Source organism: Bacillus sp. PK5-006, from assembly GCF_054161415.1.
In genome coordinates this window covers 1,052,176-1,075,720 of sequence record NZ_CP096414.1, presented here as the reverse complement: position 1 = coordinate 1,075,720, position 23,545 = coordinate 1,052,176, and the positions used below count along the sequence as shown (strand labels likewise).

Annotated in this window: 22 protein-coding genes and 1 other annotated feature; of the genes, 10 read left to right on the top strand and 12 right to left on the bottom strand. The window is 40.8% G+C overall.

Annotated features, from left to right (window positions below; all coding sequences use genetic code 11):
- Window positions 1-9: 9 nt before the first annotated feature.
- The 3 genes from M1D84_RS05545 to M1D84_RS05535 form a co-directional block, all read right to left on the bottom strand.
- Complete coding sequence (locus M1D84_RS05545) at window positions 10-222, bottom strand: alpha/beta-type small acid-soluble spore protein (RefSeq protein ID WP_024424829.1); 213 nt, start codon at window positions 220-222, stop codon at window positions 10-12.
- Between the two features lie 89 nt (window positions 223-311).
- Window positions 312-1,517: a tRNA uracil 4-sulfurtransferase ThiI gene (gene thiI, locus M1D84_RS05540; protein WP_185853770.1), complete on the bottom strand. Its 1,206-nt coding sequence runs from the start codon at window positions 1,515-1,517 to the stop codon at window positions 312-314.
- Window positions 1,518-1,521: 4 nt separating this feature from the next.
- A complete protein-coding gene (locus M1D84_RS05535; RefSeq protein WP_044335693.1) occupies window positions 1,522-2,664 on the bottom strand; it encodes a cysteine desulfurase family protein in 1,143 nt (380 codons plus the stop codon).
- A gap of 206 nt (window positions 2,665-2,870) precedes the next feature.
- Here M1D84_RS05535 and brnQ (M1D84_RS05530) point away from each other — a divergent pair, with 206 nt between their 5' ends.
- Together brnQ (M1D84_RS05530) and brnQ (M1D84_RS05525) are read left to right on the top strand one after the other, a co-directional pair.
- Window positions 2,871-4,214, top strand: a complete 1,344-nt coding sequence (gene brnQ / locus M1D84_RS05530; RefSeq protein WP_024424832.1) for a branched-chain amino acid transport system II carrier protein — start codon at window positions 2,871-2,873, stop codon at window positions 4,212-4,214.
- 213 nt (window positions 4,215-4,427) lie between these two features.
- Window positions 4,428-5,771 (top strand): branched-chain amino acid transport system II carrier protein, encoded by a 1,344-nt coding sequence (gene brnQ / locus M1D84_RS05525; protein WP_073206996.1) that lies wholly within the window; start codon window positions 4,428-4,430, stop codon window positions 5,769-5,771.
- Between the two features lie 40 nt (window positions 5,772-5,811).
- Here the strand turns inward: brnQ (M1D84_RS05525) and ezrA are convergent, their stop codons facing one another.
- Complete coding sequence (ezrA, locus tag M1D84_RS05520; RefSeq protein ID WP_024424834.1) at window positions 5,812-7,515, bottom strand: septation ring formation regulator EzrA; 1,704 nt, start codon at window positions 7,513-7,515, stop codon at window positions 5,812-5,814.
- Between the two features lie 341 nt (window positions 7,516-7,856).
- Here ezrA and hisJ point away from each other — a divergent pair, with 341 nt between their 5' ends.
- Window positions 7,857-8,672: a histidinol-phosphatase HisJ gene (gene hisJ / locus M1D84_RS05515; protein WP_149126379.1), complete on the top strand. Its 816-nt coding sequence runs from the start codon at window positions 7,857-7,859 to the stop codon at window positions 8,670-8,672.
- Here the strand turns inward: hisJ and refZ are convergent.
- Window positions 8,642-9,307 carry a forespore capture DNA-binding protein RefZ gene (gene refZ / locus M1D84_RS05510; RefSeq protein WP_024426169.1) on the bottom strand — a complete coding sequence of 222 codons (666 nt, stop codon included), beginning with the start codon at window positions 9,305-9,307 and terminating at the stop codon, window positions 8,642-8,644. The two genes, hisJ and refZ, sit on opposite strands and share 31 nt — an antisense overlap.
- Before the next feature lie 126 nt (window positions 9,308-9,433).
- Between refZ and M1D84_RS05505 the strand changes: the two genes are divergently transcribed.
- The 3 genes from M1D84_RS05505 to M1D84_RS05495 all read left to right on the top strand — a co-directional run bounded on the left by M1D84_RS05505 (window position 9,434) and on the right by M1D84_RS05495 (window position 11,689).
- The gene (locus M1D84_RS05505; protein ID WP_024424837.1) at window positions 9,434-9,931 is read left to right on the top strand and encodes a GAF domain-containing protein; all 498 of its coding nucleotides are present in this window, start codon (window positions 9,434-9,436) and stop codon (window positions 9,929-9,931) included.
- Between the two features lie 303 nt (window positions 9,932-10,234).
- On the top strand, window positions 10,235-10,837 hold the full coding sequence (gene rpsD, locus M1D84_RS05500; RefSeq protein WP_024424838.1) for a 30S ribosomal protein S4: 603 nt from the start codon (window positions 10,235-10,237) through the stop codon (window positions 10,835-10,837).
- Window positions 10,838-11,134: 297 nt separating this feature from the next.
- The gene (locus tag M1D84_RS05495) at window positions 11,135-11,689 is read left to right on the top strand and encodes a hypothetical protein (RefSeq protein ID WP_024424840.1); all 555 of its coding nucleotides are present in this window, start codon (window positions 11,135-11,137) and stop codon (window positions 11,687-11,689) included.
- 44 nt (window positions 11,690-11,733) lie between these two features.
- On the opposite strand, the gene M1D84_RS05490 is transcribed toward M1D84_RS05495, so the two are convergent.
- From M1D84_RS05490 to M1D84_RS05480, 3 genes are all read right to left on the bottom strand, one after another.
- Window positions 11,734-12,300: a cysteine hydrolase family protein gene (locus tag M1D84_RS05490; RefSeq protein WP_024424841.1), complete on the bottom strand. Its 567-nt coding sequence runs from the start codon at window positions 12,298-12,300 to the stop codon at window positions 11,734-11,736.
- A 388-nt stretch (window positions 12,301-12,688) separates the two neighbouring features.
- Window positions 12,689-13,237, bottom strand: a complete 549-nt coding sequence (locus M1D84_RS05485; RefSeq protein ID WP_024424843.1) for a hypothetical protein — start codon at window positions 13,235-13,237, stop codon at window positions 12,689-12,691.
- Between the two features lie 396 nt (window positions 13,238-13,633).
- Window positions 13,634-14,275, bottom strand: a complete 642-nt coding sequence (locus M1D84_RS05480) for an esterase/lipase family protein (protein WP_024424844.1) — start codon at window positions 14,273-14,275, stop codon at window positions 13,634-13,636.
- Between the two features lie 207 nt (window positions 14,276-14,482).
- Between M1D84_RS05480 and M1D84_RS05475 the strand changes: the two genes are divergently transcribed.
- Window positions 14,483-14,839: an antibiotic biosynthesis monooxygenase family protein gene (locus tag M1D84_RS05475; RefSeq protein WP_332285458.1), complete on the top strand. Its 357-nt coding sequence runs from the start codon at window positions 14,483-14,485 to the stop codon at window positions 14,837-14,839.
- Between the two features lie 86 nt (window positions 14,840-14,925).
- Here M1D84_RS05475 and tyrS read toward each other — a convergent pair whose 3' ends face one another.
- Together tyrS and acsA are read right to left on the bottom strand one after the other, a co-directional pair.
- Window positions 14,926-16,194 carry a tyrosine--tRNA ligase gene (tyrS, locus tag M1D84_RS05470; protein ID WP_111926295.1) on the bottom strand — a complete coding sequence of 423 codons (1,269 nt, stop codon included), beginning with the start codon at window positions 16,192-16,194 and terminating at the stop codon, window positions 14,926-14,928.
- 52 nt (window positions 16,195-16,246) lie between these two features.
- Window positions 16,247-16,478, bottom strand: a binding site (T-box leader).
- Between the two features lie 59 nt (window positions 16,479-16,537).
- Window positions 16,538-18,262, bottom strand: a complete 1,725-nt coding sequence (acsA, locus tag M1D84_RS05465) for an acetate--CoA ligase (RefSeq protein WP_039180671.1) — start codon at window positions 18,260-18,262, stop codon at window positions 16,538-16,540.
- A gap of 155 nt (window positions 18,263-18,417) precedes the next feature.
- Here acsA and M1D84_RS05460 point away from each other — a divergent pair, with 155 nt between their 5' ends.
- The 3 genes from M1D84_RS05460 to M1D84_RS05450 are packed head-to-tail and all read left to right on the top strand — an operon-like array spanning window position 18,418 to window position 20,888.
- Window positions 18,418-19,050, top strand: a complete 633-nt coding sequence (locus M1D84_RS05460) for a GNAT family N-acetyltransferase (RefSeq protein ID WP_024424848.1) — start codon at window positions 18,418-18,420, stop codon at window positions 19,048-19,050.
- Between the two features lie 39 nt (window positions 19,051-19,089).
- Entirely contained in the window at window positions 19,090-19,731 is a 642-nt protein-coding gene (locus M1D84_RS05455) for a CBS and ACT domain-containing protein (protein ID WP_024424849.1), read from the top strand.
- Window positions 19,728-20,888 carry an acetoin utilization protein AcuC gene (locus M1D84_RS05450; protein WP_024424850.1) on the top strand — a complete coding sequence of 387 codons (1,161 nt, stop codon included), beginning with the start codon at window positions 19,728-19,730 and terminating at the stop codon, window positions 20,886-20,888. The genes M1D84_RS05455 and M1D84_RS05450 overlap by 4 nt, the downstream gene beginning before the upstream one ends.
- A gap of 44 nt (window positions 20,889-20,932) precedes the next feature.
- Here M1D84_RS05450 and ccpA read toward each other — a convergent pair whose 3' ends face one another.
- Together ccpA and M1D84_RS05440 are read right to left on the bottom strand one after the other, a co-directional pair.
- A complete protein-coding gene (gene ccpA / locus M1D84_RS05445) occupies window positions 20,933-21,934 on the bottom strand; it encodes a catabolite control protein A (protein ID WP_024424851.1) in 1,002 nt (333 codons plus the stop codon).
- A gap of 452 nt (window positions 21,935-22,386) precedes the next feature.
- Window positions 22,387-23,463 (bottom strand): bifunctional 3-deoxy-7-phosphoheptulonate synthase/chorismate mutase, encoded by a 1,077-nt coding sequence (locus M1D84_RS05440; protein ID WP_056768228.1) that lies wholly within the window; start codon window positions 23,461-23,463, stop codon window positions 22,387-22,389.
- Between the last annotated feature and the right edge of the window lie 82 nt (window positions 23,464-23,545).

The window sequence follows — 23,545 nt, the reverse complement described above, 5'->3', positions numbered from 1 at the left end:
TTGTGTGTCTTAGAAAGATCCGCCACCCATATGTTGTTGAGCGTAAGATACAAGACGCTTAGTAATTTCTCCACCAACTGATCCGTTAGCGCGAGATGTAGTTTCTGCACCAAGGTTTACACCAAATTCAGAAGCGATTTCGTACTTCATTTGGTCGATAGCTTGTGCAGCGCCTGGTACTAGTAATTGGTTAGAACTGCTTTGTCTGTTTTGTTGAGCCATGTGTTCTCACCTCCTTGTGAATATAGAATGTGTAGAAACACATGACTTCATGCGATTGATTTTATGGTAATTATTATGAAATTTTCGTTTTAGAATAAATCAGCGAATTCGTCTGCTGCTTTCTTTTCATTTGTCACAATAATTGTTTCAATTTGCTCTACTGCCTCGTTCAGCATCGGCTCAAAATCAGCAAAGCTTTCGTAGCGTTCTACCTTCTCAAGCTTTGGTTTTGTTTTAGGAGACGGCGGCGTAAAAATCGTACAGCAATCCTCGAAAGGCTGAATGCTTGTATCGTATGTGCCAATTCGTCTCGCTTCATCAATAATGTCATTTTTATCGACAGCAATGAGCGGGCGAATGATTGGTGTATTGGTCACATGGTTAATAGCATACATGCTTTCAAGTGTCTGGCTTGCCACTTGACCAAGGCTTTCTCCGGTAATAATCGCAAGGGCATCGCGCTTTTCTCTTATTTTGTCAGCTATTTTCAGCATCATTCTTCTTGTTGATGTCATCGTATAGTTTTCAGGTACTTGTTTATGAATCAGCTCTTGAATTTTTGTAAAAGGTACGATGTGAAGCTTCACTTTGCCTCCATATGCTGCCAGGCATTCTGCAAGATCAATGACCTTTTGTTTGGCACGTTCACTTGTATACGGCGGGCTAAAGAAATGCACAGCTTCAATTTCAATTCCGCGTTTCATCGCTTGATAGCCGGCAACTGGGCTGTCGAAGCCGCCTGAAAGCATGAGCATCGCTCTTCCGCTAGAACCGACCGGCAGGCCGCCTGCACCTTTGACATCTTTAAATGTAATGTACGTGGCGTGCTCTCTGATTTCAATGCGTAAATGTACATCCGGCTGTTTCACATTGACTGTTAGGTTTTCCGTATTCTTTAGAACATGTCCGCCAATTTCGCGGTTCATTTCATTTGAATCAAGTTCAAATTGTTTATAAGAGCGTTTCGTTGAGACTTTAAATGTATTTCCTTGTTCATATACTTCCTGTACCGCTGTTAGTGCTGCTTCTTTAATCGCATCTAAATTCGTCTCACATTTAACCGCAAGACTAAAGCTCTGAATACCAAATACACTTTTGAGCTGTTCTGAAATCGGTTCAGGGTCTTCTCCGTTTAGCATAATCGTGATGCGGTCTCTATCAGATGCAAGTTTTAATGCTTCAAAATCCTTTAAGACGAACCGAATGTGCTGTCTTAGTTTTTCAATAAATTTCTTTCTATTCTTCCCTTTTGTTGAGATTTCACCAAAACGGACTAAAATATGATCATATTTCATGCTGTTATCTCATTCCTTTTAATTTTTTCACACTTTGTGCGATTGATGTGATGATTTGCGTTGCAAGCTCTGGTCCTTGTCCATACGTCAAGCTGATTCTCATACTGCTTTTGGCTACTTCCTCTGGTTTTCCCATTGCCAGCAGTACACGGCTTGGCTCTTTTTTCTTGGCTGAGCAGGCAGAGGTTGTAGAAACATATATGCCTTCTTTTTCAAGCATATGGAGGAGGACCTCAATTTGAATACCCGGTACTGAAAAATTCACAATGTGCGGCGCACTTTGCGCCCTCGGTGTATTCATCACAATACCTTCTATCTCTCCAAGCTGTTTTTGCAGCTGCGTTTTTAAGTTCAGCATCTCATTATGATACTTGTCAAGCTGTTCAAATGATTGTTTCATGGCTTTTGCTAAGCTGACAGCTCCAGCAGGGTTTTCAGTACCTGAACGAAGCCCTAATTCCTGCTCTCCTCCAGTAATGAAAGGGGCGAGAGTGACATCTTTCTTTAAAAAGAGTGCTCCTGTACCTTTTAATCCATGAATTTTATGGCCTGACATCGTCAAAAGGTCTACATCCAGCTGTTTATTGAGTGCGACCTTGCACATTCCCTGCACCCCGTCGACATGAAAAAGTGCGTTTTCGGCATGCTCACGAATGATGCCAGCGGCTTCTTCAATCGGCTGGATGGCACCGGTTTCGTTATTGACGTGCATCATGCTGACAAGCACTGTATCACGGCGAAGCACTTCTTTTAAATGAGTCATATCTGCATGGCCATGCTCATTTACTTGAATATAGGAGATGTCAAAGCCAAATAACGCCTTCAGCTGTTCAAACGATTCAATAACAGAAGGATGCTCTATTTCTGTGGTCACAATATGCTTGCCCCGGTTCATTTTGGCAAGTGCTGCTCCTTTAATGGCAATGTTATTCGCTTCTGTTGCACCAGAAGTAAAAATAATCTCATATTGTTTCAAGCCCGTGTAGTGAAGCATTTGTTTCCTCGTTTCATTTAACAGCCGGCTTGCATCTATCCCGAGCTGATGAAGTGAAGATGGATTTCCAAAATAACGCTCACTCACTTGCTGATATACTTGTAAAACATCTGGATAAGGTTTAGTTGTTGCACTATTATCAAGATAGATCATATTGTAACTCCTTACAAAAAGCTTAAAAAATAAATGCATTTATATGTTACCATAATGAAGTCAGACAGAGAATTTTCTGAAAATGGCAGTTGACAACTTTTCATTTTCACTATATCATCCATAGTGCAATTGTCACATAAACATTTAAATTGTCAGAATATTTTAATTTGACACACTACACTGATTGAGATTGAGGAGGGACTATTTTGAAAAATAGTTTAAGCATAAAAGAGACACTAGCCATTGGTCTAATGCTTTTTGCATTATTCTTCGGCGCAGGAAATATGATTTTCCCACCTGTTCTTGGACAATATGCTGGTGAGAATGTATGGCTCGCCATTGGTGGATTTTTACTCACAGGAGTAGGTCTTCCGCTTCTAGGGGTAATTGCAGTCGCACTGACAGGTACCGGTGCAAAAGGACTTGCTGATAAAGCTCATCCTAAATTTGGCACCATTTTCACCGTCATCCTGTATTTGTCCATTGGACCATTTTTCGCTATTCCGAGAACAGGTACGGTTTCGTATGAGATAGGATTAGCTCCTTTCCTGTCAAGTGCCCAATCTACTTCATGGGTACCGCTATTCATCTTTACCGTTGTGTTTTTCGCCATTTCATATCTGCTCGCGTTAAATCCTTCAAAGCTGGTTGATCGAATTGGTAAAATTTTAACACCGATCTTATTAACGGTTATTGCCATTATTGTCATTAAAGCCATTGCTACGCCAATGGGAATGATCGGTGCTCCTGATGCAACATATAAAGCAAACCCGCTCTTCACTGGCTTTTTAGAAGGCTATAAAACAATGGATGCTCTTGCTTCTATCGTTTTTGGGATCGTCGTGGTAACAGCTGTTAAAGACAGAGGCATTACGGAGCGTAAATCTCTTGCAGCAGCTTGTATTAAAGCAGGATTCGTGGCTGCTATTGGACTGGCACTCGTGTACATTTCACTTGCTTATGTCGGTGCTTCAAGCCCTGATGCGACGGGCATGGTTGGAGCCAATGAAGGTGGCAAGCTTCTTTCACTTTCTGCCAACTTTTTATTCGGTTCTGCTGGTAACATTGTTCTTGGCGCAGCCATTTTATTTGCTTGTTTAACGACGAGTGTTGGACTTATTTCATCTTGCGGGGAATATTTTTCAAAGCTTTTCCCTAGCTTTTCGTACCGTACAGTCGTTCTAATTGTTTCTTTATTTAGTACACTGGTTGCAAACCTTGGATTGGCACAAATTATTTCTCTATCTGTTCCAGTTCTTGTGACCATCTATCCATTGGCCATTGTCATTATTTTATTGTCATTCCTTGACCGCTGGATTAACGGTAGAAGACTCATTTATATCGTATCTCTCATCTTTACTGGTTTCTTCGCCATCATTGATGGATTATTAGCAGCCGAAGTCAATCTAGGGGGCTTCCCTAAGATTTTAGGTTCAATCGTTCCGTTTTACGATTTAGGGATTGGCTGGATCGTACCAGCTATTCTCGGAGCTGTGATTGGTTTACTTATTTCGATGTTTACCAATCCGCCGAAACAGCTCGCCTCCTAGTTATCGTGAACCAAAACATCCTCTTCTTCTGTGGAAGGGGATGTTTTTTATTGTTCTTCATATACTAAAATAGAAAAATTCATGACTTTTGTACGAAAACACATGTTGACATCAGGCGTACATCCTTTATAATTAGTGAATGTTAATGATGAACGGTTACTTAGCAAGTAATTAACAGAATATTTCAACATAACAATGGAGGCTTTAAATGCAATGAAGGCAACTTTGTCGACGAAAGATACGATTATCATAGGTTTTATGCTGTTTGCTCTATTCTTCGGCGCCGGTAACATGATTTATCCACCAGAACTTGGACAATATGCTGGGCAAAATGTGTGGAAAGCAATGGGCGGATTTTTATTAACAGGCGTCGGTTTACCTCTTCTAGGGATTATTGCGATCGCTTTAACAGGTCGAGATGCGAAAGGATTAGCTGATAAAGCCCACCCGGCTTTTGGAACAGCGTTTACCGTCATTTTATATTTATCTATCGGGCCGCTTTTCGCTATTCCTCGTACAGGAACGGTTTCATATGAAATTGGTGCATTACCCTTTTTAGCAGGTGTACCAGCTTGGCTCTCACTTCTTGTATTCACACTTGTCTTTTTTGGTATTACTTATTATCTTGCTCTAAATCCAACGAAGATTGTGGATCGTGTAGGGAAAGTGTTAACACCGATTAAATTTACAATTATTTTCATTATTATTGTCAAAGCCATTCTAACGCCGATGGGCGTCATTGGCACACCTGATGTCTCTTACAGCAACGGGTCATTTTTCAAAGGATTTCTAGAGGGCTATAAAACGATGGACGCTCTTGCTTCTATTGTGTTTGGGGTCGTTGTCATCAACGCCATTAAAGGACGCGGTGTGACAAGTAAAAAGGCACTGGCTTCTGCTTGTATCAAAGCAGGTTTGATTGCAGCTGCTGGATTAGCCTTCGTTTACCTGTCACTTGCGTATCTAGGTGCTTCTAGTACACATGCCATTGGATTCGTTGGAGATGGAAGCAAAATTTTAGCACAGTCTTCTCAGTTCCTTTTCGGCAGTCTAGGAAATATTGTGTTAGGTGCTGCCATCACAGTCGCTTGTTTAACAACAAGTATCGGTCTTGTCACATCATGCGGAGAGTATTTCTCAAAGTTACTTCCTAAGCTTTCTTATAAAATGGTCGTGACACTTGTTACATTATTTAGTTTCATCATTTCTAACTTTGGACTTGCTCATATTGTTGCTTTCTCTGTTCCAGTCTTAACAGCGATTTATCCGCTTGCGATTGTGATCATCGTTCTATCACTTGCTGATAAATGGCTTGGACATAGAAGACCTGTATATGTCCTCTCATTAATTTTGACAGGGTGCATCAGCTTATTTGACGGCTTAGCAGCAGCAAAACTTCCAATCGGTCCAGTAAAAGACTTCTTCCAAACAGTGCTCCCTTTTTATGACCATGGCATTGGCTGGCTTGTCCCTGCGATACTTGGAGTCGCCATTGGGTTCGTGATCTCCCTTTTCACTTCTTCTGCTTCAGAAGAACGCCAGAAACAGGCGTCATAATACAAAAAAGCTGAAGTCCTATCAATGGACTTCAGCTTTTTTATTGATGTTGATATTCTTTTTCTTGCTGAGCTAATAGCTTCTGAACGGCTCCAGGTGATGCTTTTTCCACAGCAGCTGCTGCTACATCAAATGAACCGCTATAATCGTACGCATAAAATCTTCGCTCTGCCTCTTTTAATTGTTCTGAAAGAATATGATTTTGGCTTCTAAAACGATTGCCGTATTGAATGATTCGTTCAATTTGATCCACTTTAGTGAGCATTTCTTCCGTCTCATCCACAACATGTCTCACTGTGTCAGAGGCTTCTTTTAATTGCTCATTCACGGCTGGCATGTTGAGCGGCAGGTTCTCCAGCTGCTCGTGCACTTGCTGAATCATCTCCTGCGCCTTTTCAGCCTGCTCTTTCATGTCAGCAGGTACACCTGGAATATTGCTTTTTTGCAGCTGACGCACTGTATCTGTCAGCATCGTTTTGAGCTCAGCCAGTGTTTCTCTCGCTTGCAGCTCTTCTTTTCTTAATGATTGAAGATGATCCTTAAATGTATCATGCAATGCTTTTGCATCATCGATAAAGGTCTCAAGCTGATTGATTTCATTCATTAATAGTGAATATGCGACATGATCACGATCAAGCTTCTCGCGAATTTGTTTCATGAGCTTTTCAATTTCTTCTAAGCGTTTTTCGAACGCCTTCTGTTGATCAAGCTCTCCGGCTGTCAGTTTGTAGCTTTCTTTTACAAGAGCTGTTTCTGCCTTTGTTTGGGTGTGATCCTGCTCGAGCTTTTCAAACGCTTCCGTCAGCTCAGGCATTTTGCTTTTGATTTCCTGACCTGCTTCTACTTCCGCTTCCAGCTGATCATACAGCGTCTGAATGGCATCATCAATCATTTGGAGAATGCTTGATGCCTCATCCAGATTGAGTTCATCAATCAGCAGTTTTTCCGCACGGGTCAGCTGTTTGTTTAAATTCTCAAGCTCTTTAGTGATCTGGATGTGCTCGAGCTTGTAGCCTTTGTCTGTCATTTCTTTATATCCGTCTTTCAGCTTCGTCAGCTGGCCTGGTACGGTTTGTTTGCAGTCTGCAATGAGCTTCGGTACATCATTGATATACAGCTGAAGCTGATCGAGTCTGCGGTCTTGCTCAAGCAAAATCTTTCTTGCTTTCATATAGTTGCCGTTTTCTGTCTCTTCCTCGTACTGCTTGATCCCTTCCCAGGCTTCATCTAAATCCTGCTCCATTTTGTCATAAAGGGTGCCATATAAATGGCTGTACGCAAGCAGATTTTTTCGAACTGTTTGATATTGTTCTTTGACCTTTTCAATGTCCTTGCGATTCTGCTCCTCGCTTGTGACAAGGTCTGCAATCTCTTTTAAAATGTCTTCAATGTTCGAATCAGCAGCACTCAGCAAGTCCTCAATGTGCGTAAGAACCTGCTTGGCTTTGGAGAATCGATATTTATCAGAATACTCTTCTGCATCATATAATAGCTCCTCTACCTTTGGAAGATGGGCTGTGACGATATCGTCCCACTCTGCACGCCATCTTTCAAAAAATTGCTCTGTTTCTCCGGTCATTTTTAAATGTTTGATCTTTGAAATTTCTTCTACAATTGATCTGTTTAAAATTTCAATTTTCCATGCTTCCAATCGGTCAATCTCTTTATATATATTTTTTCGCAGGAAATAACCGACTGAAAACAAAGCAAGCAAAATGACAATTAAACCGATGATTAACTCCATAATGAGCCCCCTTGTTGTGATCTAAGTGATGTCAGGGTAAAAGTGTCCCGAGTAGACCTGAGAACCCTTTCGTGTCCGCTTTGCATTTGTTTTTTTATAAGCAGGATCGTATGTTTTCCAATACCATCCATTCACGGTTTTATGTATGTTTTTTCAAGAAAGTATTTGTGCGCTTTCTATCATTTGATCACACGTATCAATGTGACCTGCTTTTATGTATGCGGAAGCTGTCGTTTTCATTGTTATTATGATACCATGTAACCAGCATTTTTGGTCATGATTTTTCATTATTTTCGCTGATAAACATCACGTTTTTCAAAATATCGACAAGAGGTGACGACATGCTGAAACAAGATGCACATCTACATACACCGTTTTGCCCGCACGGCTCGCTTGATCCTTTTCATTCTTATATTGAAAAAGCCATCAAAAAGGGATTTGATTCCATAACCTTTACCGAGCATGCCCCGCTGCCTCCATCGTTTCAAGATCCAACACCTGAGCAGGATAGTGCCATGAAGCTCCAAGACCTTGAAGCGTATATCACGAAACTGGCTCAGCTGAAACAAGAATACAAAGGACAATTAATAGTAAAAACTGGACTTGAGGTTGACTTTATCAAAGAGTATGAAGAGGAAACAAGAACCTTTTTAGACTGCTACGGTCCAGAACTAGACGACGCCATTTTATCTGTTCACTTTCTTCCTGCTGGCGATGATTATATTTGCCTTGATTTTGACGAGCATGCCTTCCAGCAGCTAATAAGCATCTATGGCAGCATCGAACAGGTCTATCAAAGCTACTATGACCAAATTCATTCTTCTATTCTATCATCTTTAGGCCAATATAAGCCAAAGAGAATCGGTCATATCACCCTTGTCCAGAAATTCAAACAGCTTTTTCCATATGAAATGTCACCTGAACTTTGTCAAAAGGTCACCCTTTGCCTTGAAGAAACGGCAAAAAAAGGCATGTCCTTAGATTTTAATACATCAGGTCTTCGTAAAACATATGCCAGAAGTATCTATTTAGATCAATGGATGATTGACCTTGCAAAAAAGAAAAAAATTCCGCTCATATTCGGCTCTGATGCCCATCAAGCGGAAGATCTCGGATATGCGTATGATCAATTCGAGGACATCATGAGGTTTAGATGAGAATCTAGTGCCGGCTCTTTTGGTTCTAACAGATAATGAAGCGAGCGGCTCAGCTCCTTAAAGTACATTTGATAGAAATACGGCTCACTTGGGTTCAAATAAAGCACCTCTGTTAAATATTGCGGCTGTAAATATGGCATCATGAGAAGTGATTTTAGCTGAATCATAAAGGATGCGAGTGACAGCTGCTCACAAATTACATGGGTGCTTTTTCCTTTTTCAATGATAAGCTGAAACAAATACTTTTCTTTTGTTAAATATGTCGACATGATTTCTCTGATGAGTGTCGAATCAATTGTCACCTCCCGATAAACGAAACGGGTTAATTGACGGTGCTTGTGCTGATAAGATAAAATATCAAAAACCACATGTAGTAAGCATTCTTTTGCATGACGGGTTTCCATGTGATGGAGATGTGATTCAATCATGTGAATGTAGCCTTCATAAAAATCGGATACGAGCTGCTCAAGCAGCCCTCCTTTTCCTTGAAAGTAATAAGAAATGTGGGCAACGTTGACGTTTGCTTCCTTCGCAATCTCACGGACAGAGGTTCCAGAAAATCCTTTTTGGTTAAAAAGTCTGATGGCAGCATCCATAATACGATCTTTTGTCTGCACGGTTGTTGATGTTTTCATCCGCTCACCCCTCTTCATGTGTACATACTTCAAGATGAAGGCGGAAGTTCCTTTTACAATTGCTCGACAAATCCCACATGCGAGACGCAAGTTATGTATTTTTAAGATAGAAAGTAGGAGATTTTCATGTTTCATGTCGAAAAACAGTCTGGCGATCCTTCAAAAGACTATCAATTGCTTGTCAAACAGGTTGAAGCCATTACAGATGGTGAACCTGATCTGATTGCCAACTTGGCAAATGCAGCTGCGCTACTCTATCACTCACTTCCTGAAGTCAATTGGGCAGGCTTTTATTTAGCAAAGGGTGGCGAGCTTGTGCTTGGACCATTTAACGGACTGCCTGCATGTGTGCGCATCCCTTCTGGAAAAGGCGTTTGCGGTACAGCCTTTGCGACAGGTGAAGTGCAGCGTATCGCTGATGTCCATGCATTCCCTGGACATATTGCCTGTGATGCCGCATCGCAATCTGAAATAGTCATTCCGCTCAAGGTCAATGGACAGATCATTGGAGTGCTCGATATTGACAGCCCTGTGAAAGACCGCTTCAGTGAAGTAGATGAGACCTATCTTATTCAATTTACAGACATTCTCCAACAGGCGTTATCTGTCTCTACGGATGCGTAATCATTTTGAAAAAGCAGACACATTGTCTGCTTTTTTATGTTTCTTTATATAATGGAGAACGTCACCTCTGCCTCTAAATAGGTTGACTTCTCCTACCCAGCGTCATATAATAGAGTTTGTGTGAAATATGGCAGCCTTTTTGTTCGGCTTTTTTGTATCATTTTGTTCCTTCTATATTATGAAGGTGCATCTTGTAACTCCCTGCTGCTGGAGCGAGGATGCATGAAAACATAATGACGAAAAAGAGGAAGAACAGACGGTTTTTATTTTTCACAAATAAAAACAATAAGGAGGAGTCACATTATGGCTCGCTATACAGGTCCAAGTTGGAAGATTTCCCGCCGTTTAGGCATTTCATTAAGCGGAACAGGTAAGGAACTTGAAAAACGCCCTTACGCTCCAGGCCCACATGGTCCAGGACAACGCAAAAAACTTTCTGAATACGGTTTACAATTACAAGAGAAGCAAAAGCTTCGTCACATGTACGGTGTCAACGAACGTCAATTCCGTACACTATATGACAAAGCTGCTAAACTTCCTGGTAAACAAGGTGAAAACTTCATGATCCTTCTTGAAACTCGCCTTGACAACCTAGTATACCGTCTTGGCCTTGCTCGTACTCGCCGCCAAGCTCGTCAGCTAGTAAACCATGGTCACATCCTTGTTGATGGAAGCCGTGTAGACATCCCATCTTTCTCTGTGAAACCAGGTCAAACGATTGCTCTTCGTGAGAAATCTCAAAACCTTGCAGTAGTGAAAGAATCAGTTGAAGTAAACAACTTCGTTCCTGAATACCTTTCTTTCGATGCTGAAAAGCTTGAAGGAACTTTCACTCGTCTTCCAGAGCGTTCTGAATTAGCGCCTGAAATCAGCGAACAACTAATCGTTGAGTTCTACTCTCGTTAATTTCATTACTTCTCTAAGAGAGAGCAAACAAACCCTAGATCCCTTGATTGTTCAAGGATTTCTAGGGTTTTTTTGTATGTTCTCAATTATACATGAAATCATTTGAAGTCATCTTCCATTTTCAACACTTATTTTCCCCGGCTGCCTGCTCCATTCTTACTTCGATCAAACCTGTCTTGATTTTTAAATACAAATATAGGAAATAATTCATTGAATTGCCTATTTCCTATTGGTACAATAATGATGAATGACATATCAGTCGTATGGTCTTCTATAGTACTTAGATGGAGGAGTTCCATGTTTAGTATCATAATCATTCTATTCTTACTTTTAATCTTATCAGTGATCGCCTATTCTCTTTTAAGAAAAAAACAGGTTATCGATGAGCCGCCCAATAGATTTGCTGCATGTCTGTTTATCTTCCTGCTCTTTTTTTCTATCTGCTTTGTGATCGCGGTTCCAAGTGTATTGCTATACATCACCGTATTAGGCGTGAATTTTCTTTTTGGAGAAACCATCACGTATGATTCGTTTTTTTCTTTGATCTCTTTCTCTTTGTTCGTGAGTGTTATCGTCGTTTTTTGGTCACCTGTCCTTCTATTCATAGGAAAAGGACTGGCTTATCTCCTTAAACTTCCTGTATGGCTCACTTATGCTTTGGAATGGGTGAGTTCTTGGATCGTTTTACATCTCTCCATCAAGTATGTCCTTTACTTAAACTTTATGAATGTATCGATAGGGGATGACGGCGTATTGATTTTATCATTCTTTGTCAGTTTTTTATTTATTGAGATTGATCTTGTTTACTCACGTAAGAAACAACGAAAACAATCGCTGGACACATATACTTAGCATAAAAAAAGCTCCTAGATTTCTTTCTAGGAGCTTTCAAACTTTTATTCTGGACTTGTCCATTTTGCGATGAGCTGCTCTGTTGTCATGACAGTCGCAAATTCATCATGCAGGGTTGCAAGTGAGAGCCGGTGGATCGTATCTGGGTCAAAATATGTACCAGTTTGATCTGTTAGTCCAAAGGCGGCTGTTGCATCTGAGATCAGATACGTATCAAAGCCAAGATTTCCGCTCATTCTTGTGGTTGTTGATACGCAGTGAGGTGTTGTGAGTCCTGCAATTACGACCGTGTCAATCTGATTTGACCTTAGTTGTTCCTCCAGGCTTGTCCCTATAAAGCTGCTGTTGACTTTCTTTTGTATCACTGTTTCTTCCTCTAGCGGTTTAGCCATATCTTTGAAAAGGTGCCCTTCATTTGCTGGATGAAATACAGAGTCCGGATTGTCGGATGTATGCTGAATATGAATCACTTTCCAGCCCTTCTCTCTCCAAAACGTCAATAGCCGGCTAATATTCTCCTCTGCCTCTAGATTATTGCGTTCTCCCCATTTTTCATGCTCGAACGCTTTTTGTACATCTACAATGATGAAAGCCTTTTGATTCGTTTTCACAAACGCCCACCTCCGAATATTCACATTCACTACATGTAGTGTAAGGAATAGCGGACGTTTTGTACATGTTTTTATTAAATTGAAAAAAGAACCTAGAAGTCATTTGCAGACTTACCAGCTTCTTTTTCAATGAATTTAATTTATTCTATTAGCATCTTTAAATTTGGAACGAAGTAAAAAAACAAAAAATACACTGACAATTATATAATATATTCCAATGATTGATGTACTGTTAGAAAAAACATCAAATAGTTTATCTGATTTGACCATAAACATCCATATGAAATAGATGATGAAAAAAGATAAAGGAAAATAAAGGAAATAACCTAAGAAATATAACTTTAGTTTTTGCATCATTGTCTTCCTCCTATTATATTAAGCCGGTTAATTATGCCCATGGACCTCTTCCCTCCATGCATTTAGCTGAATACCAAGTAAGGAAGGCTACTAAACCGATAACATTTCCCCCAATGCCAATCTTCAATAAAAGCTTAGCAGCTTCTTTATAAGCCTTCTTTTCAAGATAGCTCCAAAGACCACCAGTTAAAGCCACTTCTATCATTGCCACCCCAAAATGATCCTTTAATGAATCAATCATACAATCGCCCCAAGTTCCTTTAGCATCCTGAGTTTTTAAATCTGAAGACTTTTCTAATTGAATTCCACTTTGTTTTATTTCATTTTCTAAGATTGTAAATTCTTTTGTATCTCCAAATCTCTCTCTTAATTTTTCAAAATTAAAGCCAACCAACTGATTATTTTGATCATATATACTAGCTGTCTCCATTAAAAATTTTAAATCTTTAGCCAGTAAATTCACACTTTCTTCATTAGAGTTTGATTTGGCAGCTGCGATTGGTGAAGCAATAACGGAAAAACCCAAAAATAATGCTATCATAATAAAAGTTGTTTTTTTAAAGAATAATTTGTTTCTCATTATATCCCCCTTGAAATGCAATATTTAAAAATCTATATGTAATCTAAAGAGTGAACTTCTTAGATGAAACATTCGCTTCCCCCCTAACATCTACATACTATAACATCCTTTTCCATTCATTTATTGAGATAAAAGTTTTATTCTATAATGTATTATTTTCATATTTATATGCTCATACTAAAATTAAACCAATCAGCAAGTATAGAGCACCTCGTACATATTATTTATTAAACATACTAGTTATTAATCACTAGTCAAAACAACTACTATTATAATGATATTGTTATTACAAAGCGGGACTTTAATCTCCCTCTAGATTCATATTAAATATAAAAAACAATCTTTTTTCACCGTTAACAAAAAAAAGACAGCATATGCCGCTGTCTTTTCGTTTTTTTAATTCGTATTCTGTCCTCCGCCGTTCAGTCCTTCTTTAATGTAGCCTTTCACTTGGCTTGAGGTTAATAGACCGATATGGCCAACGCCATGGATCAGAACGTTTCTTGCGCCAATTAAACGAGAGAGGCTGTTGACGACGATGAGATCAGCTGAGCTGTAGACAGATGTGTAAAGAATTTTTTGATTTGGATCTGTGCCTGGTAATGCTCTGCTTGAAACGAGTCCGTTTGCTCCACCAATTGTGACAACGTTTTCAATTTTATCGCCGCCATCTAGATTCTTAATATAGTATAATGTGTTCGCTCCGCCCATACTATGAGCCACAATATCTACTTTTTTGGCACCCGTTTTGTCTAACACATCTTTGACGAATCTGGATAGACGCGGACCATTGTTGCGGTTATTTCCTGTTTTGTCTATGAAATCGATAGCATATAATTGGTTTCGATCCCAGCCTTGTGTGGCCAAATAACTTTTAATAGAAAAAAAGTTATAAGAGGCACCGCCAATGCCGTGTACCATCACAACCGGATTATGCTCAGCCGCCTTCACCTCTTTCGGCTGGATAAAAGCCATTGAACCAATCACCAATGCAAGCGCAATGAGAATTTGCAAACTCCTTTTCTTAACAAACATCACTTTCATTCCCCCTTATTCATCTTATACGACTCTATTTTATACAAGAAAAATATGTCAGAAAAGTGAACAAGGTAATGTTTATGAGATGATTTTACAAAAATATAAATAATCAAAAAGCACCTTGGACTTTTTTAAATTAAAACAAAAAGACTACGAGACCTTCTTTCTTTCATATATAATATCAATAGACTAAGGAGGTTCTACTAGATGCTATTTACTCAAACACCTGCACCACCCTACTATGCCGCGATTTTCACATCAAAACGAACAAATGTCGAGCAGAAAGAATACGATGCAGCTGCTCAAAAAATGAAAGAATTAGCGAAAGATCTAGATGGGTTTCTTGGAATAGAAAGTGTACGAGATGAACATGGTGTTGGAATCACTGTCTCTTACTGGGATTCATTAGAAGCCATCAAAGAATGGAAAGCACATACAGCACATCAGCGTGTTCAAAAAAAGGGGAAAAAAGATTGGTATGAATCCTATACAACCCGAATTTGTAAGGTAGAACATGCTTATACAAACAAAGATTCACTCCTTGAACAAGAAGCAGACGAATGAGCTACTTCTACATAAAAAAGAAAAGCACCTCAATGTATACGAACATTTGGGGTGCTTTTCCATGATGCTTACTGTTTCATAAAGATTTATTTATACGTCACGAGGAAGTATTTCTTTTTCCCTCTTCTTAAAACGGTAAATTGGTTTTCAATTCGGTCGTCAGCGGAAAGAACATAATCTTTATCTGTTTGTCTTTCTCCGTTGATGGAGACAGCACCATTTGTGATATCTTCACGCGCTTGACGCTTTGATGGAGACAGCTTTGATTCCACAAGGATATCGACTAGTGTTAATTCTTCTGCGCTGCTTTTCTCCATTGATGGAACATCCTTAAAGCCTACTTTCACTTCTTCAGCTGTAAGAGATTTGATCTCACCTTTAAATAGCGCATTTGAGATGTTAACAGCCTGTTCTAGTGATTCACGGCCATGTACAAGTGTTGTCACTTCCTCTGCTAGACGGCGCTGCGCTTCACGCTTTTCAGGTGCTGTTTGCACTTTTTCTTCGTACGATGCGATCTCTTCTTTTGATAAGAACGTAAAGTATTTTAAGTATTTCACGACATCACGGTCATCTGTGTTGATCCAGAATTGGTAGAACTCGTATGGAGACGTTTTTTCTTTATCTAACCAGATGGCGCCGCCTTCTGTTTTACCAAACTTTGTGCCGTCTGCTTTTGTGACAAGCGGCATCGTCAGACCAAATGCTTTTGCCCCTTCTGCTTCAGACTTACGGATCAGCTCAAGTCCAGATGTGATATTTCCCCACTGGTCACTTCCGCCGATTTGCAGCTTACAATTTTCATTTCTGTAAAGGTTTAAGAAGTCTAAAGACTGCAGGATAACGTAGCTGAATTCTGTGTAAGAAATCCCTGTTTCGATACGTGAGCTCACGATATCTTTTGCCAGCATGAAGTTTACACCAAAGTTCTTTCCAACATCACGAAGGAACGTGATGACATTCATTTGGCTGATCCAGTCGTAGTTATTCACGATAACGGCTGGATTCTCCCCTGCTTCAAAATCAAGAAATTGAGACAGCTGTCCTTTGATTTTTTCTGACCACTGTTCGACGATTTCTGCTGGGTTGAGTGAACGTTCTGCTTTTTTGAAGCTAGGGTCGCCGATTAGTCCAGTTGCGCCGCCAACAAGAGCAATCGGATGATGACCTGCTTCTTGGAATCTGCGTAATGTTAAAATTGGCAATAGATGACCAATGTGTAAGCTGTCAGCTGTCGGATCAAAGCCGGAGTATAGTTTGATTTTTTCTTCTGCTAATAATTTTGTTAAACCTTCTTCATCTGTTTGCTGCTGAATTAATCCTCTGAACGATAGCTCTTCCATCAATTGACTCATTTCCAAATCTCCTTTTTTTACAATTCAACAAAAAAACGCCCCTTCGAATGAACGAAGGGACGATATATATCGCGGTACCACCCTGCTTAAAAGACAAAAAATCTCGTCTTTTCACTTACACTGATAACGGACAGATCCGTTCTTTCACTAATCAGGGCATGCTCCTTTTCGTAAAAGCGGTTCGTGAGGGTAATTCGAATATCTCTTTGTACTGACTCGCACCAGCCGTCAGCTCTCTTCAACAGGGAAAGATCATTCTACTGAATCTCAGTCAAAACCTTTTCATATTCAACTAATGTCATTTTTAACACACTTTTGATATCAAGTCAACTGATGAAAAAATTTAATCTTCCATTGTCGAAAGGTCGCCAGCAGGTAAATTCAGCTCCCACGCCTTTAGCACACGTCTCATAATTTTTCCGCTTCTCGTTTTCGGCAGTTTGTCTTTGAACTCAATTTCTCGCGGTGCCGCATGTGCTGCGAGTCCTTTTTTCACAAATGTACGAATCTCTTCTTTCAGCTCATCTGTCGGCTCATATCCGCTTCTAAGCGCTATAAATGCTTTAATAATTTCACCGCGGACCGGATCTGGCTTTCCAATGACACCAGCCTCCGCAATAGCTGGATGTTCGACCAGTTTACTTTCCACCTCAAATGGACCGACCCGCTCTCCTGACGTCATGATGACATCATCGACACGTCCCTGGAACCAAAAGTATCCGTCTTCGTCCATATAAGCTGAATCTCCTGAAACATACCAATCTCCCGGCATAAAGTAAGATTCATATTTTTCAGGATTGTTCCAGATCGTATGCATCATAGAAGGCCAGCCTTTTTTAATCGCAAGGTTGCCCATCCGGTATGGCGGAAGTTCATTTCCTGCATTATCGACAATTGCCGCTTCTACGCCTGGAATCGGTTTTCCCATCGAGCCTGGCTTGATGTCCATGCATGGATAATTACAAATCAGCTGTGCACCCGTTTCTGTCATCCACCAAGTGTCGTGAATTCTCTTGCCAAAAACAGCATCTCCCCAGCGGATGACTTCTGGATTAAGCGGCTCTCCCACACTTAAGACATGGCGGAGCGAGCTGAGGTCATATTTTTGAATGAGATCATCCCCTGCCCCCATGAGCATTCTAAAGGCGGTCGGGGCACTGTACCAAACGGTTACACCGAGTGATTCAATGGTTTCATACCACGTATCAGGATTAAACCGGCCGCCTAAAATCACATTCGTCGCCCCATTTAACCACGGTGAAAAAATACCGTACACTGTGCCTGTAACCCAGCCTGGATCAGCTGTACACCAGTAAACGTCATCCTCTTTCAAGTCAAGCACCCATTTACCAGTCTGGCCTTGCTGGACCATTGCACCATGGACATGAAGCACACCTTTTGGCGTACCAGTAGATCCTGATGTGTAATGAAGCAGGAAGCCGTCTTTTTCATCCATCCATTCAATCTCAAGCTCCTTTGCTGACTCCTCAAACGCCTTTTCATAGTGAATTGTCCGCACACCATCGACGTCTTCGTTTTCACCGCCGACAATGATGACAGATTCAAGCTTCGGAAGCTCTGCAAATGGAATTCGCTCAAGCAGATCAGGTGTTGTCACGATCACCTTTGCCTCGCTATTCTCTAAACGGTCTTTGACAGCACCTTCCATAAATGCCTCAAATAACGGGCCAACGATTGCTCCAATTTTAACCGCACCAAGCAGAAGAAAATAGAGCTCAGGTGATCTTGGCATAAAGATAAACACGCGATCCCCTTTTTCTACATGTGCCTTTTCTCTGAATAGATTTCCCGCTTTATTTGTGTTGATTTTCATATCCCTGAACGTATACTTTTCATCCCGCTGTGAATCTTTGTAGTGAAGCGCCACCTTGTTCTGACGAAACGAGTCCGCATGTCTGTCAATCGCTTCATAGGCTGCATTTATTTTTCCTGTTTCATACCAGGAGAAGTTTTTTCTAGCTTCCTCCCATGAAAAATCTTTGTATGCCTGCTCATAATCATTTAAATGATAATCCCCTTTTACTGATGGTAGCGTTTCCAATTTCATCAAACAGTCCCCCTTTGCATACGTTTACAATGACCATTATAGTATAGATGACTTTTTTTCTCAATTTTTAAAAAACTTCTGATGAAACCGTTTTAATTATTGCAAGATTTAAGATAGAATAGAGACGACTCACTAGAATTAGGGGCGGTGGATACGTGGAGCATCCTAAAACTTATTATTCAAAAACCATTGAGCGAGAAACAGGTTCCATCCTGATTGAAGGACCGGTACCTGCATCAGAGCTTGCGAACTATACGTTTCATGAAGGACTAACGGCATTTCGCACGCCTGAGGAACAGAAACAAGCACTTGTTGAAATAGCAGATCTTCCAGAAGGACGTATTATCATTGCAAGAGCGAATGAGCTCGTCGTAGGCTATGTCACGTATTTGTATCCTGATCCACTTGAGCGCTGGTCAGAGGGCAAAATGGATAATTTAATTGAGCTTGGCGCGATTGAGGTCGCTCCTCCATTTAGAGGATGCTCACTTGGCAAGCATTTGCTTGATGTGAGCATGATGGATGAGCAAATGGAGAATTACATCATCATTACAACTGAATATTACTGGCATTGGGATTTAAAGGGGACAAAGAAAAACGTTTGGGAGTACCGCAAAATGATGGAGAAAATGATGAACGCAGGCGGTCTTGTCTGGTTTGCAACAGACGAGCCAGAGATTAGCTCACATCCAGCCAATTGTTTAATGGCCAGAATTGGGAAACATGTGAGTCCTGATTCGATCGAGCGTTTCGATCGTCTTCGCTTCCATCAGCGCTTTATGTATTAACGTTCAATTCGTTTTTTTGGCAAAGGGGATTGGTAAACAATGATGATTGAACAAATTATGGAGCGTGATGTGATCACGCTGCGAAAAACCGATACGATTGAAGAGGCCATTCAAAAAATGAGTGCACACCACATCCGGCATATTCCGATCGTATCTGATCAAGGATCTGTCATTGGGATGGTGACTGATCGGGATATTAAAAATGCCAGTCCAAGTATTTTTGAAACAGAGAAAAGGAAGCTCTTTATTCAGCGGCCGGTAGAAGAGATCATGGTATTAGAGACGATCACGGCTCACCCGCTTGATTTCGTTGAAGAGATATCAAGTGTCTTTTTTGAGCACGGAATTGGCTGTCTTCCAGTGGTGAGACGCGGCAAGCTTGTAGGCATTATCACAAAAACAGATCTGCTTCGTACGTTTGTAAGACTGACAGGTGCAGATCAGCCTGGGTCGCACTTAGAGGTTGAAGTCGAGCAGATGACAGAAGGCCTCGCAGACATTACGGCCATTTTAAAGGAGCAGCATATTCAATTGCTGAGTGTGCTTGTGTACCCGCATGCCAATGAGGCATCTAAAGTGCTCGTCTTCCGCCTTCAAACCATTCATGCAGATCATGTGACGAAGCTGATTCGCGCAAAAGGCTATAAAGTGCTCTGGCCTATGGAGCAGACGATCAAATGAAGGAAGCGACCTTTGTTTTTTCACCATCTTTTCAAACGTACCAATTTAACCAAGATCATCCCTTCAATCAGCTTCGGGTCTACTTAACTTATGATCTTCTTCAAAAAATGAAGGCGTTAACAGAGGATGAAATCGTTGCACCACGTATGGCTACTCTGGAGGAATTAAAGCTCGTCCATACAGCAGATTATATCCAGGCTGTGCAGCGGGCAAGTGAAGGAAAGCTGTCTACAGCAGAGGGTGAACGCTACGGTCTTGGCACTGAGGATACACCAATGTTCGCAGGCATGCATGAGGCGGCATCTCTTCTTGTTGGCGGAACATTAACAGCGGTTGACCAAGTGATGCTCGGGCATTCGCAGCATGCCCTCAATCTTGGCGGCGGGCTTCACCACGGATTCAAAGGGCGTGCATCTGGCTTTTGTATTTATAATGACAGCTCTGTGGCGATTCAATATATTCAAAAGACATATGGCGCTAGAATTTTATATATTGATACGGATGCTCATCACGGCGATGGTGTCCAGTTCAGCTTCTATGACGACCCAGAGGTATGTACAGTCTCCATTCATGAAACGGGACGCTACTTGTTCCCTGGAACCGGACAAGTACAGGAAAGAGGCCACGATAAAGGCTATGGCTACGCCTATAATATTCCGCTAGATGCATTTACGGAAGATGAATCGTTCCTCGAAGCATACCGAACAGCAGTGACTGAGATTGCTGCTTTTTTTAAACCAGATGTGATTTTGACGCAAAATGGGGCAGATGCACACTACTATGACCCGTTAACTCATTTATCTGCCACCATGAAAATATATGAAGAAATTCCTAGACTTGCTCATGAGCTTGCGCATCAATATTGTGACGGCAAGTGGATCGCTGTTGGCGGAGGGGGATATGATATTTGGCGCGTCGTTCCAAGAGCGTGGAGCCGCATTTGGCTTGAGATGAAAGGCATTACACCGCCAGATGAGCTCCCTCAGGACTGGATTCAGGCATGGAATAAGCAATCGCCTGTTACCCTTCCACCTACATGGAAAGATCCTGACGATTTATATCCACCGATCCCAAGAAAAGCAGAAATCACAGAAAAAAATGCTCAAACAGTAGAAAAAGCACTCATGCCTGTTAGAAGAGAAAAGAAAAAGGCATAAGAAAAGCAGGCTTTCCCTCATAAGGTAAGCCTGCTTTTTTTGTTTTATTTTGTTGATTGTCTTTCTTCAATTCTGTGCGGAAGCTCAACAATTTGATCGTCCACTTGTTCTTTGTTCATCAGTTTTGTGAGCAGTCTCATGGCAACAGCACCAATATCATATGTCGGCTGAACAACTGTTGTCAGCTGAGGACGCACCATGAGTGAAAGTCTTGTATTATCAAAGCCAATCACTTCTAAATCTTCAGGAATGGAGACCCCTCTGTCTTGTGCTCCGTGAATGACACCTAGCGCCATTTCATCTGTAGCTGCGATAACAGCTGTCGGTTTGTCAGACTGCTCAAGCAGATGAGCAAGTGCTTCAATTCCAGAGTCATAAGAGTAATCACCTTCAGCGACAAGTGCATCGTCAAACGCGATACCTGCTTCTTCAAGCGCACGCTTATAACCTGCAAGCTTTCTCACGGAATTAATTGGCTCTGACATTGGACCAGAAACAAACGCAATTCGTTTATGTCCTTTTTCAACTAACAGCTGAACGGAATCATAAATCGCCTGCTCATAGTTGATGTTAACCGATGGTGTTTGAGCCTGTTCTTCAACAGATGCTGCAAGCACAATCGGTACAGGAGAGCGCTTAAATTCTTCCACATGCACATCTGTGATGTTTCCGCCCATAAAGACAATTCCGTCTACTTGTTTGCCCAGCATCGTATTTAACAAATGAAGCTCTTTATCCGTATTTTGATCTGAGTTACTTAAAATGATGTTGTATTTATACATCGTGGCGATATCTTCAATACCGCGTGCTAATTCTGAATAGAAGATACTAGAAATATCAGGGATGATGACCCCAACTGTCGTTGTTTTTTTACTTGCAAGGCCTCGTGCCACTGCATTTGGACGATAGCCAAGGCGATCAATCGCTTCAAGCACCTTTTTTCTTGTTGTTGGTTTTACGTTTGGATTACCATTTACTACGCGTGATACCGTTGCCATACTTACATTTGCTTCTCTTGCTACATCATATATTGTAACATTATTCACATAAATCACTCCTTCAAATACACTTCATATCTATAGCATTCACCAATTGGATAGAGACATGTCAGATACGAGGAAAATAATATCCTATTTGTCATTAAAACGATGAAAAGAGACACATAATTTTTCAATCTACATCAAAATGACATTCTTTTATGAAATTATACACGTTTTTTTGTCATATGAAAACGTTCCCTTTCTTTTTATAACTAAATTAAACAAACTTTAATCAGCTTGTTACCTGTAATTTGAATCATATTTCATAAAAAAGCATCGAGAACGCCAGCTATGACAATGATCTTAGCAGATTCTATCGAATTTTAAAAATGAAAACATTGTGAACAAGCACTTTTTGGGCTTGCAATGTGCTTTCTTCCTTTCATTCCCAAACCTCATGGTATTTTTTCCATAAAAAAACCGCCGGGCAGTCATCCGGCGGCTATTTCTATCTATGATTACGCGTGAATGTTGACAAGTGGTCTTAACGCATCTAACCATTTTTCGAATTGTGGAATGTCCATTTGCTGCGCTGAATCAGATAGAGCAACAGATGGATCTGGATGTACTTCTGCCATGACACCGTCTGCTCCAATCGCAAGAGCTGCTTTTGCTGTTGGAAGGAGAAGATCTCTACGTCCAGTTGAATGCGTCACATCAACGAAGACTGGTAAATGTGTCTCTTGTTTCAAGATTGGCACTGCCGAGATATCTAGTGTATTTCTTGTCGCTGTTTCGTATGTGCGGATACCGCGCTCGCAAAGGATGATTTGATCATTTCCTTGGGCGATGATGTATTCAGCTGCATTGATGAATTCTGAAATGGTCGCTGCAAGACCGCGTTTTAAAAGAACTGGTTTCTTCACGGAACCGGCTTCTTTTAATAGCTCGAAGTTTTGCATGTTACGTGCCCCAATTTGGATGACATCGATATGCTCAATCGCTTCTTCAATATGAGCAGGATTGACAATTTCACTAATGACAGCAAGACCGTATTCATCCGCTACACGCTTTAGAATCTTTAGACCATCTACACCAAGTCCTTGGAAATCATATGGACTTGTGCGAGGTTTAAATGCGCCACCGCGAAGTAGTTTTAATCCCTGCTGTTTTGCTGCTGCCGCTACTTCTGCGACTTGCTCGTAGCTTTCAACGGCACATGGTCCAACGATGAAACGCTGCTTTCCATCACCGATCGCTTCCCCATTGATATTCACGATTGTGTTTTCTGGTTTTTTCTTACGAGAAACAAGAAGTGCTTTGCTGTGGTCATCTTCTTGAAGCTCTAGACCTGCTTTGAAAATCTCTTTGAAAATATGTTGAATCGTTGAATTTTCAAATGGCCCATCATTTTCTTCAAGAATTTGGTTCAGCATTGTGCGCTCTCTGACAGGATCATAACGGTTGACACCTTGCGCTTCTTTCGCTTTTCCAATTTCTTTGACAATGTTTCCTCTGTCATTGATCAGTTTTAAGATTTGAAGATTTAGTTCATCTGCTTGCTGCCTCAATTTTTCTAATTCATTGTTGCTCATTTTTGTCATCCTTTCCTCTGCCTGCTCTCGCTTTTTATTTTTTCATTCTTGCATGATAGGGTTTATTATAAACAAAGATTTC

What these genes read in the sequence shown, in the direction of transcription:
- M1D84_RS05545 (WP_024424829.1), bottom strand. Translation starts at nt 222, where the DNA reads ATGGCTCAACAAAACAGACAAAGCAGTTCTAACCAATTACTAGTACCA.
- thiI (WP_185853770.1), bottom strand. Translation starts at nt 1,517, where the DNA reads ATGAAATATGATCATATTTTAGTCCGTTTTGGTGAAATCTCAACAAAA.
- M1D84_RS05535 (WP_044335693.1), bottom strand. Translation starts at nt 2,664, where the DNA reads ATGATCTATCTTGATAATAGTGCAACAACTAAACCTTATCCAGATGTT.
- brnQ (WP_073206996.1), top strand. Translation starts at nt 4,428, where the DNA reads ATGAAGGCAACTTTGTCGACGAAAGATACGATTATCATAGGTTTTATG.
- ezrA (WP_024424834.1), bottom strand. Translation starts at nt 7,515, where the DNA reads ATGGAGTTAATCATCGGTTTAATTGTCATTTTGCTTGCTTTGTTTTCA.
- hisJ (WP_149126379.1), top strand. Translation starts at nt 7,857, where the DNA reads ATGCTGAAACAAGATGCACATCTACATACACCGTTTTGCCCGCACGGC.
- refZ (WP_024426169.1), bottom strand. Translation starts at nt 9,307, where the DNA reads ATGAAAACATCAACAACCGTGCAGACAAAAGATCGTATTATGGATGCT.
- M1D84_RS05505 (WP_024424837.1), top strand. Translation starts at nt 9,434, where the DNA reads ATGTTTCATGTCGAAAAACAGTCTGGCGATCCTTCAAAAGACTATCAA.
- rpsD (WP_024424838.1), top strand. Translation starts at nt 10,235, where the DNA reads ATGGCTCGCTATACAGGTCCAAGTTGGAAGATTTCCCGCCGTTTAGGC.
- M1D84_RS05495 (WP_024424840.1), top strand. Translation starts at nt 11,135, where the DNA reads ATGTTTAGTATCATAATCATTCTATTCTTACTTTTAATCTTATCAGTG.
- M1D84_RS05485 (WP_024424843.1), bottom strand. Translation starts at nt 13,237, where the DNA reads ATGAGAAACAAATTATTCTTTAAAAAAACAACTTTTATTATGATAGCA.
- M1D84_RS05475 (WP_332285458.1), top strand. Translation starts at nt 14,483, where the DNA reads ATGCTATTTACTCAAACACCTGCACCACCCTACTATGCCGCGATTTTC.
- tyrS (WP_111926295.1), bottom strand. Translation starts at nt 16,194, where the DNA reads ATGAGTCAATTGATGGAAGAGCTATCGTTCAGAGGATTAATTCAGCAG.
- acsA (WP_039180671.1), bottom strand. Translation starts at nt 18,262, where the DNA reads ATGAAATTGGAAACGCTACCATCAGTAAAAGGGGATTATCATTTAAAT.
- M1D84_RS05455 (WP_024424849.1), top strand. Translation starts at nt 19,090, where the DNA reads ATGATGATTGAACAAATTATGGAGCGTGATGTGATCACGCTGCGAAAA.
- M1D84_RS05450 (WP_024424850.1), top strand. Translation starts at nt 19,728, where the DNA reads ATGAAGGAAGCGACCTTTGTTTTTTCACCATCTTTTCAAACGTACCAA.
- M1D84_RS05440 (WP_056768228.1), bottom strand. Translation starts at nt 23,463, where the DNA reads ATGAGCAACAATGAATTAGAAAAATTGAGGCAGCAAGCAGATGAACTA.